Here is a 14,585-nt window from a genome sequence, read left to right as displayed (position 1 = left end):
GGAGCTGCTGCGCATCGATGCCGCGCTCCCGCTGTTCGGCCGCGACGTCGGCAACCGCAACTTCCCGCAGGAGGCGCGGCTCGACCGCGCTCTCTCGTTCACCAAGGGCTGCTACGTCGGACAGGAGATCGTCGCGCGCATCCAGTCGCGCGGCGCGGTGAACCGCGTGCTGGTCAAGCTCGACACCGACGCGCCCGTCCCGCAGGGCGCAGAGGTCGACGTCGACGGACACGCGGCCGGCCAGGTCACCTCGAGCGCACCGCTGCCGTCGGGACGCGGGCTGGCGCTCGCCTATCTCAAGGTCGAGCACGCGCGCGCGGGTCAGCGCGTGGGCGATCGTGTCGAGCGCGAAGAAGCCGGTGTGCACGGCGACCTCGAGGATGGCGGTCGCCGGATCGATCGAGCAATAGACGCAACGCACGCCCTTGCTGTTCCAGCGGCCGCCCGCCCGCCACGCGCCCTCGCCGCTGTCCCAGTCCACAGCATGACGCGCGGCGTCGAGGCGCCAGGCGGCCAGCGGACCGCCACCCAGCGCGGCCGGCAGCGGCGTCACGCGTAGACGCCGGTCTCGAGACGCTCCAGGAAGTCCTCGACCAGCTGCAGCCCGGCAGGCGTGGCGAGAAGATCGATCGGGCGTCGACGGTCGAGCCCCGTGGCCGGCTTCTCCAGCCACTGCTCCGCCCGCTCCTGCGAGCCGAACACCGTCGTCGCCTTGGCCAGGATCTCCGCGAACTTCCAGGTCCGGCCGCTCTGCCCCGGATCGAGCATCCTGTCCGGGCTGTCCTTGTGGCGCTGATAGGTGCGCAGGCTCATGCCCAGCCCCTTCTCGGCCGACTCCCGCGTCTCGAGCACCCGAAGCCCTTCGAGCAGGTGAACGACCGCCCGGCCGGGCAGGCCGCGCACCAGGAGCTCGTGCGCGGCGAGCGAATCACGCGGCTGGCGGTGCAGCACGCGGCCGCCGCCCAACAGTTTCACCACCTGCTGCAGCCGCTCCGCCTCCGCTTCTGCATCCGGTGTCTTGCGCGCCGCCGCCGTCATCGGCCGCCTCCCTGCCAAATGTCGCAAATAATATGACATATGACAGGGCGCTTTTCAATCCCGCGCGATTGGATCTGGCCGGTTGGTCGGCACGGCGAGCCGGCGCGCGAAGAATGCCAGGATCTCGTCGCGGGCGGCGATCGTCGGCTGACCGGCGGCATCGACGAGATGCTGCGTCACGACGCTGTGCGGATAGGACACATACCTGGCAAAGAATGGCGCGACGTCGGTGTTCGCGGCGGAGTCGGGCAACTCGCGTGCGATGAAGCGGTCGCCCAATGCCGCCGCGTACGCGGCAAAGCGCTCCGCCCGGCAGATGCGGTCTCCCTTGAACCGGTAGGCCAGCACCGTGAGGTTGTCCCGGTCGAGGCGCTCGCGAACCGCCGTGATCTCGTCGTCCGCGATTTCCAGCCCGGCGGGCTCCTCGAGGGGCAGCGACGGCTGGGCCAGCACCGGCGCCAGCACCGACGGCTCCAGCATCATCGTCAAGGCGAAGTTGCCCGTGAAGCACATGCCGATGGCGCCGACGCCGGGCCCGCCGCATTCCCGATGGGCATGACGGGCGAGCGCCCGCAGCCAGTTCGTCACCGGGCTCGAACGGCCGCCGGCCAAGGCGTTGAACTCGGCGCTCACGCAGGCCCGCCGGAACACCGCGGCGCCTTCCTCCGCGCCCGGGACCGCGCCGTCGCGGCCGAACAGCGACGGCATGTAGACCGTGAAGCCGGCATCGCGGACCCAGCGCGCGAAACGCGCCACGTGCGGACTGATGCCGGGCATCTCGGCCATCACGACGACCGCCGGGCCACGACCGGCGACATGGACCTTCCGGGTGACGCCGTCGAGCGCCAGCTCGCGGGCGGCGAAGTCGTCGAGCGGATCGTCGGCGTTCATGCTGCGGGTCGCCATGGGGGAGCTCCTGTCTGAGTTTGCCTTCTGGACGCAGAACGGTTACAAGGCTGCATCCACAATTGCAACCCAGATCGTTGGCCGCCCGTGACAGCCTCGCCGCCCGTTCGTCGTTCCCCGGTCGCCGCGCGCCATTGCAATCTCGCCCGCAGCTTCGAGCTGATCGGCGATCGATGGACGCTGCTCATCCTGCGCTCCGCGCTTTACGGCGTCCGGCGCTTCGAGGATTTCCACGCCGACCTCGACATCCCGCGCAGCGTGCTCTCCAACCGTCTGGCCGGCCTCGTCGAGAGCGGACTCATGGAAAAGCGCGACTATCGCGAGGCGGGTCAGCGCACCCGCGTCGAGTACCCGCTGACCAGGATGGGCGCGGAGCTCGGCCTGCCGTTCATGGCGATGACGGAATGGGGCGACAAATGGCTGGGCGACGGCGCGTCGCCCTTCAGGCTGCGCTCGAAGGCGAATGGCCAGAGACTTGGCGTCGCCCTCGTCGACGAGCGCGGCCGGCGCGTCAGGGGCTCCGACGTCGAGCCCGTGATCGATGCCAAATTCCGCCGCGGGCGAGGAGCATGAGGTGCGAGACTCCCGTCTCATGTCCCTCTCCCCCTTGGGGAGAGGTTAGGAGAGGGGGTTGCAACAGCACGTGCGGTGGACCGCCCCCTCTCCCCACCTCTCCCCCTATCGGGGGCGAGGAGCATGAGGTGCGAGACTCCCGTCTCATGTTCCTCTCCCCCTTGGGGAGAGGTTAGGAGAGGGGTGCAACAGCACGTGCGGGGGCGAGGAGCATGAGGTGCGAGACTCCCGTCTCATGTCCCTCTCCCCCTTGGGGAGAGGTTAGGGGGTTGCAACAGCACGTGCGGTAGTCCGCCCCCTCTCCCCACCTCTCCCCCTATCGGGGGCGAGGAGCATGAGGCGCGAGACTCCCGTCTCATGTTCCTCTCCCCCTTGGAGAGAGGTTAGGAGAGGGGGACTCCGAGGCTCACGCTGTGCGTCGCCCCCTCTCTTCTCCCGATCGGGGGAGAGGAGAAGAGAAAAGTGGAGGAGCAAGCCGCAAGCGCTGACTCATGTTCCTCTCCCCCTATCGGGGGCGAGGAGCATCTTGCGCCGCGCCACGTTGGCAAGCTCGTTCAGCACCTGCACGCTGATCGCGCCGCCTCTCGCGACCAGCGCCTCCGCGCGATCGGCTCACGGTCCCCAGGCGAAGATGCGCTTCCAGTCGTTCTTCATGCTGATGACGACCCAGCCGTCCTTCTTCGCCTCGTCGTAGACCGCCTGGGTGAAGGTGCCGACCTTGGACTCCGGCAGTCCCTGCGCCGGGCCATAGGCGTATTCACGCGCCGCATCGTCGTGCATCACGATCATCGACAGGCGCGCGCCGGCGCCGGCCTTGGTGTATTCGAGCATCTCGCGGTCGCCGTCCGAGTTGCCGAACGCGACGACCGGCCGGCGGCCGATCATCAGGTGAATGCCTTCGGGCTTGCCGGCCTTGTCGTCGTTCAGCAGGAGCCTGGGCTCCTTGGTCAGGAACGGCTTGCCGTCCTTGGCGTAGCCGTATTTGGTGCCGCCGGCCGTGCCGACGACCTGCTCGGGCGGAATCCCGTAGACACGCTCGGCATAGACCCGGACGAAGTCCTGGCCGCCGCCGGTGACGATGTAGGTCTTGTAGCCGTTGCCGCGCAGATACTGCATCACCTCGTGCATCGGCAGGTAGGTCAGCTCCGTATAGGGCCGCTTCCAGCGCGGGTCCCGGGCCGTGTCGAGCCACTTTGCGGCCTCGGCCCTGAACTCGTCGACCGGCATGCCGGTAAGCGTGGCGACGAGGATCTTCTCGAGATCCTGCATCGAGAGCCGGGCGATCGCCTCGCGATTGCCCGACATCACGGTCTTGAACGGCTCGACCTCCGCCAGCTCGGGCTTTGCCTTGACCACGGCAGGCACGCGGTCGAGGCAGTAGATCACCTGCGAGTACATCGGCTTCTCGACCCACAGCGTGCCGTCCTGGTCGAAGGTGGCGATACGCTCCTCGGCGGCCACGAACTGCGGGCTTCCCTGCGTCGTCGTCGCCTTCACGAAGTCGACGATCGCCGTCTTCGCGACGCTGTCGTTCCACGACGGCAGTGGATCGGTCTGCGCGCGGGCGTCGAGCGCGAGGACGCACAGGATCGCCACGGCAATCAAACGTGCAAACACAAGGGAGGAGAGCTTCGCTTTCATCGACGGCCTCCGTTGCCAGCATGCACGGGTTCGATCGGCTTCGACTATCGTCTTCGGCCCCGGCGCGGGGCTATGCAGATTCGGCGGCCGACGCAGGAGCGGCAGCGCCGCTGTTCTTCACGGCTCCGCGGTCGGGTCGGCGCGCAGGATCAGGGTCTTGCCGTCCTGGTCGCGCTCCAGGCGCAGGAACGGCAGGCCCGCCGGCAGCGGCGAGTCGCCCGAAAGCGGCGTGTCGAACTCGCGGCCGATCTCGCCCAGGAGCTTGAGGTAGAGCCGCCACTCGACGGTCTTCGGATCGAGCGCCACGCGCACCGGCTCGTTCCAGTCGAGCGCGCGCACGCCGGTCCTGACCGTGTTGTCCTCGGCGCGGTCCTCGACCAGCGTCGCCTCGAACCGGCCGATGGTCGCGGTGCGCGCCTCGTCGTCGGTCGGCTTCGCCGTCACGACGAGGCAGATCTGATCGGCCTTCTCGTCCTTGGCGAACTCGACCGTGCCCTCGTTCAGCGTCGGATCGCTCATGTCGCCGTGCCAGCCGAGCCGCTGCACCTCGACGACGCGGCGCTGCGACTTGTCGAAGCGCGCGCCGGCCGGCGGGTCGAAGCAGTGGCGCACGGTCGCGCTCTTGCCGGCGTCGGCGCGCGCCAGCAGCTCGGGCGAGACCAGCGTCCTCGCGTCCGGCACCAGCGTGCGCACCTTCTGGTCGAGCGCGAACTGGCCTGGCCGGTCGGGCAGCACGACGAACAGGAGCTGCACGCTCGCCGTGCGTCCGCCGCGGCGGAACGAGAGCGTGGCGGCGGCGAAGGTCGAGCGCTGGGCGTCGGTCGCGAAGGCGGCGCGCGGCACCGAGAAGTGCAGCCGAAGCGGCGTCACGCGCGCCGGGCCCTTCCATGCGCCGACGGTCAGCGAGGGCGGTGCGTCGCCGTCCTCGAAGCCGACCGCGGCGACCTCGATCTCGACCGGCGGATCCGCGGCCGGCGCGGCGAAGGACGGCACGTAGCGCGGCATCGCTGCCGACGGCGGCGCATCGGGTGCGGGCCGATCGCTACCAGACGAACGGACTTGTCCGGAGTTCGTCGAGGGATCGGGCGGCAGCGCGAGCTCGGCGCCGGCGCGACGCGGCGGCACGAAGCGCGGGCTGAACTGCAGGACGAGCGGCTTGCCGTCGCCCGCCATCCGGTCGAGCGCCGCCTGCGCGCGCTGACGCGGCGGCTCGACCGCGGCGCGCGCGCCCTCGCCCGGCCGCGCCACCGCATCGCGCAGCACGCCGTCGAGCGCATCGAGCGCGGCGAAGCCCTGGCGCTGCGTCTGACCGAGCGTCTCGACCGCACGCTCGCGCACACCGGCGACCCGCACCGCGAGCGCGTCGGTCAGCAAGCTCGCGACCCGGAACGCCGGCAGGAGAGCGAGCCGGCTCTCGCCGTCGGCCTTCGCCTGCAGCGCCGCGCGCTCGGCCTGGAGCGCGGCGAGCTTCTCGCCCGCGGTCGCGCCCTGCACCGGCGCCTCGGGACCGGCCAGCAGCCAGGCCGCGACCACGATCATGAGCGCCAGCATCGCCAGCACGGTCGCCCGCCACGGCCGGCGACGGCGCGCCCTCAGCACAACAGGCAGGTTCCGGCCGCTCGTCATGCGCCGCCTTCTAGCACGGCAGCCGCGTGCGCAGCCGCGCCCCTGCGTCGCTCCTTCTCTCCCCCTCTCCTCATGTTCCTGTCCCCTTAAGGGAGAGGTTAGGAGAGGGGAGCGCAACAGCACCTGCGGTAGCCAGCCCCCCTCTCCCCAGAAACTCCGGTCTCATGTTCCTCTCCCCTTCGGGGAGAGGTTAGGAGAGGGGAGTGCGACAGCACCTGCGGTAGACCGCCCCCTCTCCCCACCTCTCCCCCTATCGGGGGCGAGGAGCATGACGTGCGCGCGTCCCGTCTCATGTTCCTCTTCTCCGCTCGGGGCGAGGAGCATGACGTGCGAAACTCCGGTCTCATGTTCCTCTTCTCCGCTCGGGGCGAGGAGCATGACGTGCGCGGTCCCCTCTCCCGCCTCTCGCCCTATCGGAGGCGAGGAGAAAGAAGAAGCATCGCGAGACTCAATACGAGAACAGCACCGGCAGCGGCGAGTGCAGGATCAGGTGCCGCGTCATGCCGCCGAAGATCATCTGGCGCAGGCGGCTCTGCGTGTAGGCGCCCTTCACGATCAGATCGGCGCCGCCCACGATCGCGGTGTCGACGATGGTCTGGCCAGCCGAGCGCGTGCCCGCCTTGACGTTCTGGCTGGTCACCTTGAAGCCGTGCCCGAGCAGCGACTGGGCGATCTCGGCCGCGCTCGGTCCCGGCACGCCGGCGCCGTCGACGCTCATGACGTCGATCGATTCGGCGCGGCTCAGCATCGGCATGGCGAGCGAGATCGCGCGCGCGCTTTCGGTCGAGCCGTTCCAGGCGAACAGGATGCGCTTGCCGACCATGCCGTCGAAGCCGACCGGCACCACCAGCACCGGCCGGCCCGAGTCGAACAGCGCGGTCTCGAACACGCTCTCCGGCATCTTCGGCAGCGGACCGGGCTGCGGCATCACGATGAGATCGAAGGCGCGGCCGATCACGCCGATCGCCGTCGGTCCGCTGTCGTCGGCGGCGCGCCATTCGGAGGCGAGGCCCGTCGCGCTGTTCTCGAACGCCTGGCGCACCGCCGCCACGCGTTGACGCTCCTCGGCATCTTCCGCGAGTCCGCCGCCGATCGGCGCGCCCATGCCGGCATCGGCCCACGCCATGCTCATCACGCCGTATGACGGCGGCTCCAGTCCCACCAGACGCGCATCGAAGGCGCGCGCGAGTTTCGCCGCCATGACGAACGCGGCCGGATCCTCGGCCGCCCACGCCATCGTCAGGATCGATTTCATGATCGCTCTCCCTGTCTTGCTTCCTGTTTTGCCTCGAACATACCACGACGCGGTGACGCGATTGATACAATACGTTCATTGAGTCCGTCAGTTCTTTCAATATCTTATTGTCAATACCTCGACCCATTACAGAGGTGTCTGTCCCCGCCGCGCCGCCCCAACCACGGCCCACGGAGGGGCGGGAGTGTAGGCCAGGCAACGAATTATTTTGGAGATACTCATGCTGTCGATTTTCCGTCGTCTTATGAAGAACACCGATGGCGTCACCGCCATCGAGTACACGCTGATCGCCGCTCTGATCGCCGTCGCCGCCATCACCGCGATGGGCACCCTTGGCAACAAGGTCAACGGCGTGCTGAGCAACGTCGCGGGCGCGATGTAATCCTGCCGGTCGCCCGACCGGGCAAACAAGGGCGGAGCCTCCGGGCCCCGCCCTTTTTCTTCGACCCGGCGGAGCTTACCAACGTTACAGGTCAGAGCTTGTCCCGGCACGCCCGGAGATTATCCTCGGACCATCTTCCCGGAGCCGCGATGATGCCGTCGATCCTCCGCCGTCTGCTGTCGGACAAGCGCGCCGTGACCGCGATCGAATATTCGCTCGTGGCCATGCTGATCTCGATCGCCGGCGTCGTCGCCATGACCGACATCGGCACCAAGCTGGGAACCCTCCTGTCGCAAGTCGCGGCCGGGTTTCCCTGATGCCTTCTTTCCTCGCCGGCCTGCGCCGGCTGCAGGCCGACACGCGCCGCGACTCGCTGCTGCAGTACAGCGCGCTCGTCCTGCTGGTCGCGGTCGCCCTCGTCGCGCTGGCTTCCCAGTTCGGCAACCCGCTCGCGCTGTAGACATCGCGGTTGCGGACCGCGCGCATCGAGGCGCGTCGGTTACATCGCGCGACGCGGCGGTTACGTCGCGCGACGCGGCGGTTACGTCGCGCGACGCGGCGGTTGCACTGCGCGACGCGCGCTCATGATGCATGCGAGCGGGAAGCTCGCCGTCCGCAAGAGCGAAGCTCAGCCGATGCCGCCGGCCTTTGGCACGATCCAGGCGAAGCGGTCGGAGAGCGCGGCGAGCGTGATCTTGTTGATCGCCTCGGCGCTGATGGTGGCGCCGTTCATGACGTCGGGCAGGTCGCGCGTGGCGACCGTGTCGGCTGCGATCGTGCTCATGTAGCCGTGATCGGTGGCCGCGCGCACGGTGGCGGAGATGCACATGTGGGTCATGAAGCCGCCGACGATCAGGTTCTTGCGACCGATCGCGGCGAGCTGCTTGGCGAGCTCGGTGCCCGCGAAGGCGTTGGGCAGGCCCTTGTCGACCACCGTCTCGCCGTCGCGCGGCGTCAACTGCTTCACGATCTCGTAACCGCTCGATGCCGGGTTGAACGCCTTGCCCGGGCCCTTGTGGCGGACATGGACGACCGGCGCTCCGGCGCCGCGAGCCTTCTCGAGCAGCACGGCCAGCGCCTCGACCGCGGTCTGCACGCCGGTCAGCGGCAGCAGGCCGTCGGTGTACTCCCGCTGCGCGTCGATGATCAGCAGCACGCCGTCGGCCATCGTCGCCGGCGCCGGCGCCATGCCCGACATCTGCAGCATCGTCATCGCCATGTTGGCCACCCCTTCCCTTCACCCACATACGGTTGTGTAAACGTGGTCCGTATCAACGCCGAACACAATGGCTTTTGCAAGCCCCACGAACGCACATGAGCAACGCCCTCGTTGCACCTGAAGTGCCAACATTTTTTCTGCACGACGCACGCCGAGTGGAGGCGCTTGACCGGCCGGCGCGGCTCGCGGAGTGTGCGCGATCATGAGAGCGCCCATGAAGGCAATCGTCGTTGGCGGCGGCATCATGGGACTCGCCACGACCTGGGCGCTGGCGCGTGAAGGATGCCGCGTCGAGCTCTTCGAGCAGGCCGATCTGCCCCATCCGCTCGGCTCCTCCTTCGACGAACATCGCCTGATCCGCCATCCCTACGGCGATCATGCGGGTTATGCCCGCCTGATCGACGACGCGTTCGCGGCCTGGGAGCTGGTCTGGCAGGAACTCGGCCAGCGCCTCTATGCGCCCACCGGGACGCTGGCGCTGAGCGGCAACGGCGCGACCTGGGCCGGGCGATCGGCGGCGTCACTCGCGGCCATCGGTCACCCCATGACGGAGATCGCCGTCGCCGACCTGCCGCGACGCTTTCCGCTCCTGAAGACGCACGGCGTCGAGCGCGCCTTCTGGATCGCCTCGGGCGGCGTCCTGTTCGCTCAAGATATCGTGAGCGCGCTCGCCCGCCGGCTGGCGGCGAAGCCCGGCGTGGCGCTCCATCCGCGAGCGCCGGTACGCGACGTCGATCTCGACCGCGCGCGCATCGTCACCGAGGCCGGCGCCGCGCACGACGCCGACGTCGTCGTCGTGGCGGCCGGCGCCTGGGTGCCGCGGCTGCTGCCGTCGCTGGCCGGGCGGCTCGTACCCTCGCGCCAGGTCGTCGCCTATTTCGATCTGCCGGCTGCCGACCGCGCCGCCTGGGCGAAGGGCCCGATGATCCTCGAGCAGACCGGCGACATGGGACTCTATCTCGTGCCGCCGATGCAGGGCCGCGGCCTCAAGGTCGGCGATCACGCCTTCAGCCGCACAGGCGATCCCGCAGCCGAGCGCACGGCGAGCGAGGACGAGATGCGGCCGCTGCTCGCGCGCTGCCGCAGTCTGCTGCAGGGTTTTGCGCAGTGGCGGGTCGAGCGGCTCAAGGTCTGCTTCTACACCGTGACCGCCGACGAGCGCTTCGTCGTCGAGAAGCAGGGCGAGGCGGGCTGGATCATGTCGCCGTGCTCGGGCCACGGCTTCAAGTTCGGCGCGCTGATGGGGCTCGAGCTCGCCCGCACCATCGCCGGCGAGCGCGACCCGGCCGCCCACGCCCGCTGGGCGGCAGGCCTGGAAGGCGATACATGATCTTCGCCCCCTCTCCCAACCTCTCCCCCCCGCGGGGGAGAGGAGTATGAAAGAGAGCTGCCTCTTCTTCATGTTCCTCGCCGCCGCGAGGGAGAGAGGCTAGGAGAGGGGGGAAGGAAAAAAAGTCGTCAGGGAGCAGGTCCATGCCATCGCGCAAGAAGAACGGCCCGACGGGTTTGCGGCAGGGGCTGGCCACCTACGGCGATGCCGGCTTCTCGCTGTTCCTGCGCAAGGCCTTCATCAAGGCGGGCGGCTATTCCGACGATGCGCTCGACCGGCCGATCGTCGGCATCACCAACACGGCGAGCGACTACAATCCCTGCCACGGCAACGTGCCCGACCTGATCGAGGCGGTGAAGCGCGGCGTCATGCTGGCGGGTGCACTGCCGATGGTGTTTCCCACCGTCTCGATCCACGAGAGCTTCTCCCATCCGACCAGCATGTTCCTGCGCAACCTGATGGCGATGGACACCGAGGAGATGATCCGCGCCCAGCCGATGGACTCGGTCGTGCTGATCGGCGGCTGCGACAAGACCTTGCCGGCGCAGCTCATGGCGGCGGCGAGCGTCGACCGGCCCGCCGTCGTGCTGCCGGTCGGGCCGATGCTGGTCGGCCACTTCAAGGGCGAGGTGCTGGGCGCCTGCACCGACTGCCGGCGGCTGTGGGGCCAGTATCGCGCCGGCACCTTCTCCGCCGCCGACATCGAGCGCGTGAGCGAGCGGCTGGCGCCGACCAAGGGCACCTGCATGGTGATGGGCACGGCGAGCACCATGGGCTGCATCGTCGAGACGCTGGGCATGGCGCTGCCGGGCAGCGGCTCGACGCCCGCCACGCACTCCGACCGCCTGCGGCTTGCCGAGCAGAGCGGCCGGCTCGCCGCCGAGATGGCGAAGCAGCAGGGGCCGCGGCCGAGCGAGATCATGACGGAGGCCGCCTTCCGCAACGCCCTCACCGTGCTGCAGGCGATCGGCGGCTCGACCAATGCGCTCGTCCATCTGACCGCGATCGCGCGCCGGCTGGGGGTCGCGATCGAGCTCGAGGCGTTCGACGCGATCGGCCGCAAGGTGCCGGTGCTGGTCGATCTCAAGCCCTCGGGCGATCACTACATGGAGCACTTCCACTGGGCCGGCGGCAATTCGCGGCTGATGCGCGAGGTCCGCGTCCATCTCGACGAGAGCTGCCGCACCGTGGCGGGCAGGACCCTGAAGGAGGTGATCGACGCGGCCGAGATCGTGCCCGGCCAGACCGTGATCCGCACGCCGCAGAATCCGATCAAGCCGACCGGCGGCATGGCGGTGCTGCGCGGCAATCTCGCGCCGCGCGGCGCGGTGATCAAGCACGCCGCGGCGACGCCCGCCCTTCTCACGCACACCGGCCGCGCCGTGGTGTTCGACTCGCTGCAGGATCTGGCCGCGCGCGGCGACGATCCCGACCTCGACGTGAAGGCCGACGACATTCTCGTGCTGCGCAATGCCGGACCGAAAGGCGCGCCGGGCATGCCGGAGGCGGGCTCCTTTCCCATCCCGATGAAGCTCGCGCGCGCGGGCGTGAAGGACATGATCCGCATCTCCGACGCGCGCATGAGCGGCACGGCGTTCGGCACGATCGTGCTGCACGTCGCGCCCGAATCAGCCGTCGGCGGACCGCTGGCGCTGGTCAGGACCGGCGATCGCATCACGCTCGACGTGCCCAACCGCAAGCTCGAGCTCCTGGTGTCCGAGGCCGAGCTCGAGAAGCGCCGCAAGGCGTGGCTGGCGCCGCCCGCCCATGCCGGCAGCGACCGCGGCTACACCGGCCTCTTCCACAAGACCGTCTTGCAGGCCGACGAAGGCGTCGACTTCGACTTCCTGGGGCCCGCGAAGCGGTGATGATCCTCCACCTCTTTCTCCTCGCCCCCGCTAGGGGGAGAGGTTGGGTGAGGGGGTTGCGCATGTCCCTCGAAGCCCCCTCTCCTCGCCTCTCCCCCTAGCGGGGGCGAGGAATATGAAAAAATGACCGAAACCACGCTCCCCAGGATCTCCGTCGTCGTGACCTGCTACAACTGCGCCGACTATATCGGCGCGGCGGTGCGCTCGGTGGCGCGCCAGACATGGCGCGACTTCGAGTGCGTGATCGTCGACGATGCGTCGACCGACAAATCGGTCGAGGCGATCCGGCAGACGCTCGACGAATTGAACGACCCCCGCTTCTCGCTCGTGCGCCTGCCGAAGAATGTCGGCCAGACCGGCGCCACGCGCGCCGGGCTGAAGCACACCAGCGCACCCTTCGTCTGCTTCCTCGATTCCGACGATCTCTGGAACGACGATTTCCTCGAGCGCCATCTCGCGGCGCACCTGAACGAGAGCTACGCCGTGGGCTTCACCGCCTGCAATGCGCGGCTGATCGACGGCCGGGGCCAGGTGATCGCAGGCGCGGTCTACTGGTTCGGCAAGGATCGCGCGGTGGCCGATCGCGGCCGCGCCTTCGCGCCGGTCGATCCGGCGCGCGTGCCGAAGCTCGATGCCGCGGCGCGCCGCGCGCACTGGCAGACACAGACGCCCTACCGCCTCTACACCAAGCGGCTGGTGCACTGGGTCTGGGTCTCGACCTCGTCGATGATGTTCCGCCGCTCGCTGATCGACCTCGTCTTCCCTGACGACGACGAGACCTTCCGCCTGCACATGGACTTCTACATCGTGGTGATGGCGCAGATGGTGGCGGGCTCGCTGCTGATCGACGAGCCGCTCTATTCATACCGGCTGCACGGCAGGAACTTCGCCGCCAACAATCCGATCCTGGGCGGGCGGCTGCATCTTTCGGCGCGCAGTTGGGGCGACACCCATGCCCGCATGCTGGACCGCATGCTGGACGCCATGATCCGCGATCGCGAGAAGCTCGCCACCGCGCTCGGCGAGAAGCAGTACGCCCGCATGCTCTTGCGCATGCGCGCCGCCCGCGCCAGCCCGCCGCGATCCTGGCTGTTCGTCCTCAGAAGCTGGTTGATCTAGCACGCTTGATGCAATAAGCTATTGGAAAGCCTTCAGAATCTGCCGGTGGCTCGGGCGGGTCGGGAGGTGGTCAGGACGTCGGCGCCGGCGGGGTCCCGTGCGCGGGCGAGCGGAGTCGAGAGAGTATGCGGGGAGAATTCCTGGTCGCGCTGGCGGTCGCCGGCGTGTTCGCCTTCGATGCGCCGCTGCTCGCACAAGGCTCGCTGAAACTTCCGCAGGCCGCCGAGGCCACGCCCAGGTCGTTGAAGCTGCCGCAGCTCGCGCAGGCGCCCTCCTCGCCGTCGACTCCGGCCACGGTCACGCCGTCGAAGAGCGAGTATGACGCCGCCTTCCAGCAGACCATGGAGCACCCGGCCGACCTCGACGTGCTGTTCAAGTTCGCGACCATCGCGAGCCAGACCGGCGATCTCGAAGGCGCGATCTCCGCCCTCGAGCGCATGCTGCTGATCAATCCCAACCTGCCGCGCGTGCGGCTGGAGCTGGGCGTGCTCTACTACCGGCTCGGCTCGTACGAGGTCGCGCGGACCTACCTCGACGGCGCGCTGAAGTCGCCCGAGCTCACGCCCGAGGTGCGCCAGCGCGCCGAGCAATTCATGGCGCAGATCGCCAAGGACGAGCAGCGCTCGCGCTTCTCGGGCGAGGTGTTCCTTGGCTGGCGCTATCAGTCGAACGCCAATCTCGGGCCCGCGACCTCGAACGTGGTGCTGTTCGGCCAGGCGGCCAACCTCAACCAGGCCTCGCTCGGCCAGCCGGACTGGGGCGTGGTCGGCTCGGTGCAGCTTCGCCACGTCTACGACTTCGGCCGCCAGGACAAGTCGGCGCTCGAGACGCTGTTCACCGCCTACGCCAACCGCCAGTTCCAGGTCTCGCAGGCCAACGTCTCGCTGCTCGACCTCACCAGCGGCCCGCGCTTCCAGATCCTGAGCGGCACCTTCGAGGACGTGACGCTGAAGCCGTTCGCCACGGTGGGCGCGATCTGGGTCAACGACACACCTTATTATGCGAGCTACGGAGCCGGGCTGGAGGGCAGCGTGCTGCTCAGCGACCGGCTGCGCAACACCACGACCTTCGTGTGGCGCCGCCAGGACTATCCCGACACCTGGTACCTGCCGACCAACAGCCAGTTCACCGGCGCGCAATATACCGGCACCACGATCTTCCAGTTCCAGCTCAGCCCCGTCGTGACGCTCTACGGCAACGGCAGCTGGCAGCAGTACGAGACGGCGAGCACGCCGTGGCAGAACTACACGCTGTGGGGCGTGGGCGGCGGCATGGTGTTCCGCTTCACCGATCCGCTGTTCAAGACCGCGCTGCCCTGGACGGTCAATCTCAGCGCCAACGAGCAGTGGTGGCGCTACGACCAGCCCGATCCGACGATCGATCCCAACACCTTCCGTTTCCAGAACGACACGATTCTGAACGTGGTATTCAGCGTTCCGTTCGACGAACGCACGACCTTTTCCCTGTCCGGCGGCCGTTTCGTCCGCGGCGCGACCGTGCCAAACTACGCCTTCGAGAACAACAGCTTCATGTTCGGCGTAAGCTGGCGGTTCTAGGGTCAAACACCCATAAGTTCGCTGCCCTTGTGTCCGCGTTTCACTCAAGTCCAGACGTCAGCACCGTGAAGT

At 68.7% G+C, this 14,585-nt stretch carries 14 protein-coding genes and 2 pseudogenes; 9 read left to right on the top strand and 7 right to left on the bottom strand.

Translation table 11 applies throughout. The annotated features are described in order from the left end of the window. Positions 1 to 4 precede the first annotated feature (4 nt). Positions 5 to 274: pseudogene (locus VH499_RS01700) on the top strand (folate-binding protein); the annotation flags it as partial. A gap of 27 nt (positions 275 to 301) precedes the next feature. On the opposite strand, the pseudogene VH499_RS01695 reads toward VH499_RS01700, so the two are convergent. From VH499_RS01695 to VH499_RS01685, 3 genes and pseudogenes are all read right to left on the bottom strand, one after another. Continuing rightward, a pseudogene (locus VH499_RS01695) lies at positions 302 to 553 on the bottom strand (RES family NAD+ phosphorylase); the annotation flags it as partial. Beyond that, a complete protein-coding gene (parS, locus tag VH499_RS01690; protein ID WP_332050945.1) occupies positions 550 to 1,038 on the bottom strand; it encodes a type II toxin-antitoxin system Xre/ParS family antitoxin in 489 nt (162 codons plus the stop codon). The pseudogene VH499_RS01695 and the gene parS, both read right to left, overlap by 4 nt. Before the next feature lie 54 nt (positions 1,039 to 1,092). Continuing rightward, complete coding sequence (locus tag VH499_RS01685; RefSeq protein WP_332050944.1) at positions 1,093 to 1,944, bottom strand: dienelactone hydrolase family protein; 852 nt, start codon at positions 1,942 to 1,944, stop codon at positions 1,093 to 1,095. Between the two features lie 87 nt (positions 1,945 to 2,031). Here VH499_RS01685 and VH499_RS01680 point away from each other — a divergent pair, with 87 nt between their 5' ends. After that, positions 2,032 to 2,517 (top strand): helix-turn-helix domain-containing protein, encoded by a 486-nt coding sequence (locus tag VH499_RS01680; protein WP_332050943.1) that lies wholly within the window; start codon positions 2,032 to 2,034, stop codon positions 2,515 to 2,517. 612 nt (positions 2,518 to 3,129) lie between these two features. Here the strand turns inward: VH499_RS01680 and VH499_RS01675 are convergent. The 3 genes from VH499_RS01675 to VH499_RS01665 all read right to left on the bottom strand — a co-directional run bounded on the left by VH499_RS01675 (position 3,130) and on the right by VH499_RS01665 (position 7,039). Next, positions 3,130 to 4,158: an HAD family hydrolase gene (locus VH499_RS01675; RefSeq protein WP_332050942.1), complete on the bottom strand. Its 1,029-nt coding sequence runs from the start codon at positions 4,156 to 4,158 to the stop codon at positions 3,130 to 3,132. 117 nt (positions 4,159 to 4,275) lie between these two features. After that, positions 4,276 to 5,784: a hypothetical protein gene (locus VH499_RS01670; RefSeq protein WP_332050941.1), complete on the bottom strand. Its 1,509-nt coding sequence runs from the start codon at positions 5,782 to 5,784 to the stop codon at positions 4,276 to 4,278. A gap of 448 nt (positions 5,785 to 6,232) precedes the next feature. After that, a complete protein-coding gene (locus tag VH499_RS01665; protein ID WP_332050940.1) occupies positions 6,233 to 7,039 on the bottom strand; it encodes a universal stress protein in 807 nt (268 codons plus the stop codon). Between the two features lie 220 nt (positions 7,040 to 7,259). Between VH499_RS01665 and VH499_RS01660 the strand changes: the two genes are divergently transcribed. The 3 genes from VH499_RS01660 (at position 7,260) to VH499_RS01650 (ending at position 7,881) form a co-directional block, all read left to right on the top strand. Further along, positions 7,260 to 7,421 carry a Flp family type IVb pilin gene (locus VH499_RS01660; RefSeq protein WP_332050939.1) on the top strand — a complete coding sequence of 54 codons (162 nt, stop codon included), beginning with the start codon at positions 7,260 to 7,262 and terminating at the stop codon, positions 7,419 to 7,421. 152 nt (positions 7,422 to 7,573) lie between these two features. After that, complete coding sequence (locus VH499_RS01655; protein ID WP_332050938.1) at positions 7,574 to 7,738, top strand: Flp family type IVb pilin; 165 nt, start codon at positions 7,574 to 7,576, stop codon at positions 7,736 to 7,738. After that, entirely contained in the window at positions 7,738 to 7,881 is a 144-nt protein-coding gene (locus VH499_RS01650) for a hypothetical protein (protein WP_332050937.1), read from the top strand. The genes VH499_RS01655 and VH499_RS01650 overlap by 1 nt, the downstream gene beginning before the upstream one ends. Before the next feature lie 168 nt (positions 7,882 to 8,049). Here VH499_RS01650 and VH499_RS01645 read toward each other — a convergent pair whose 3' ends face one another. Then, a complete protein-coding gene (locus VH499_RS01645) occupies positions 8,050 to 8,640 on the bottom strand; it encodes a cysteine hydrolase family protein (RefSeq protein WP_332050936.1) in 591 nt (196 codons plus the stop codon). Between the two features lie 214 nt (positions 8,641 to 8,854). Here VH499_RS01645 and VH499_RS01640 point away from each other — a divergent pair, with 214 nt between their 5' ends. The 4 genes from VH499_RS01640 to VH499_RS01625 all read left to right on the top strand — a co-directional run bounded on the left by VH499_RS01640 (position 8,855) and on the right by VH499_RS01625 (position 14,513). Beyond that, positions 8,855 to 9,970 carry an FAD-dependent oxidoreductase gene (locus VH499_RS01640; RefSeq protein ID WP_332050935.1) on the top strand — a complete coding sequence of 372 codons (1,116 nt, stop codon included), beginning with the start codon at positions 8,855 to 8,857 and terminating at the stop codon, positions 9,968 to 9,970. Positions 9,971 to 10,113: 143 nt separating this feature from the next. Then, the gene (locus tag VH499_RS01635) at positions 10,114 to 11,838 is read left to right on the top strand and encodes an IlvD/Edd family dehydratase (RefSeq protein ID WP_332050934.1); all 1,725 of its coding nucleotides are present in this window, start codon (positions 10,114 to 10,116) and stop codon (positions 11,836 to 11,838) included. Positions 11,839 to 11,961: 123 nt separating this feature from the next. After that, positions 11,962 to 12,957: a glycosyltransferase family 2 protein gene (locus tag VH499_RS01630; RefSeq protein WP_332050933.1), complete on the top strand. Its 996-nt coding sequence runs from the start codon at positions 11,962 to 11,964 to the stop codon at positions 12,955 to 12,957. Between the two features lie 125 nt (positions 12,958 to 13,082). After that, on the top strand, positions 13,083 to 14,513 hold the full coding sequence (locus VH499_RS01625; RefSeq protein WP_332050932.1) for a tetratricopeptide repeat protein: 1,431 nt from the start codon (positions 13,083 to 13,085) through the stop codon (positions 14,511 to 14,513). The last annotated feature ends 72 nt before the right edge of the window (positions 14,514 to 14,585 follow it).

Origin of the sequence: Reyranella sp., from assembly GCF_036558665.1 — a bacterium.
GTDB lineage: Bacteria > Pseudomonadota > Alphaproteobacteria > Reyranellales > Reyranellaceae > Reyranella.
Note: the sequence above shows the minus strand (reverse complement) of the source record. Positions and strands in the feature narration are given on the sequence as shown.

Excerpts from the sequence above, each read along its gene's own strand:
- VH499_RS01665 (WP_332050940.1), bottom strand. The coding sequence starts at position 7,039 with ATGAAATCGATCCTGACGATGGCGTGGGCGGCCGAGGATCCGGCCGCG.
- VH499_RS01685 (WP_332050944.1), bottom strand. The coding sequence starts at position 1,944 with ATGGCGACCCGCAGCATGAACGCCGACGATCCGCTCGACGACTTCGCC.
- VH499_RS01660 (WP_332050939.1), top strand. The coding sequence starts at position 7,260 with ATGCTGTCGATTTTCCGTCGTCTTATGAAGAACACCGATGGCGTCACC.
- VH499_RS01635 (WP_332050934.1), top strand. The coding sequence starts at position 10,114 with ATGCCATCGCGCAAGAAGAACGGCCCGACGGGTTTGCGGCAGGGGCTG.
- VH499_RS01650 (WP_332050937.1), top strand. The coding sequence starts at position 7,738 with ATGCCTTCTTTCCTCGCCGGCCTGCGCCGGCTGCAGGCCGACACGCGC.
- VH499_RS01670 (WP_332050941.1), bottom strand. The coding sequence starts at position 5,784 with ATGACGAGCGGCCGGAACCTGCCTGTTGTGCTGAGGGCGCGCCGTCGC.
- parS (WP_332050945.1), bottom strand. The coding sequence starts at position 1,038 with ATGACGGCGGCGGCGCGCAAGACACCGGATGCAGAAGCGGAGGCGGAG.
- VH499_RS01640 (WP_332050935.1), top strand. The coding sequence starts at position 8,855 with ATGAAGGCAATCGTCGTTGGCGGCGGCATCATGGGACTCGCCACGACC.
- VH499_RS01625 (WP_332050932.1), top strand. The coding sequence starts at position 13,083 with ATGCGGGGAGAATTCCTGGTCGCGCTGGCGGTCGCCGGCGTGTTCGCC.
- VH499_RS01645 (WP_332050936.1), bottom strand. The coding sequence starts at position 8,640 with ATGGCGATGACGATGCTGCAGATGTCGGGCATGGCGCCGGCGCCGGCG.
- VH499_RS01655 (WP_332050938.1), top strand. The coding sequence starts at position 7,574 with ATGCCGTCGATCCTCCGCCGTCTGCTGTCGGACAAGCGCGCCGTGACC.
- VH499_RS01630 (WP_332050933.1), top strand. The coding sequence starts at position 11,962 with ATGACCGAAACCACGCTCCCCAGGATCTCCGTCGTCGTGACCTGCTAC.
- VH499_RS01675 (WP_332050942.1), bottom strand. The coding sequence starts at position 4,158 with ATGAAAGCGAAGCTCTCCTCCCTTGTGTTTGCACGTTTGATTGCCGTG.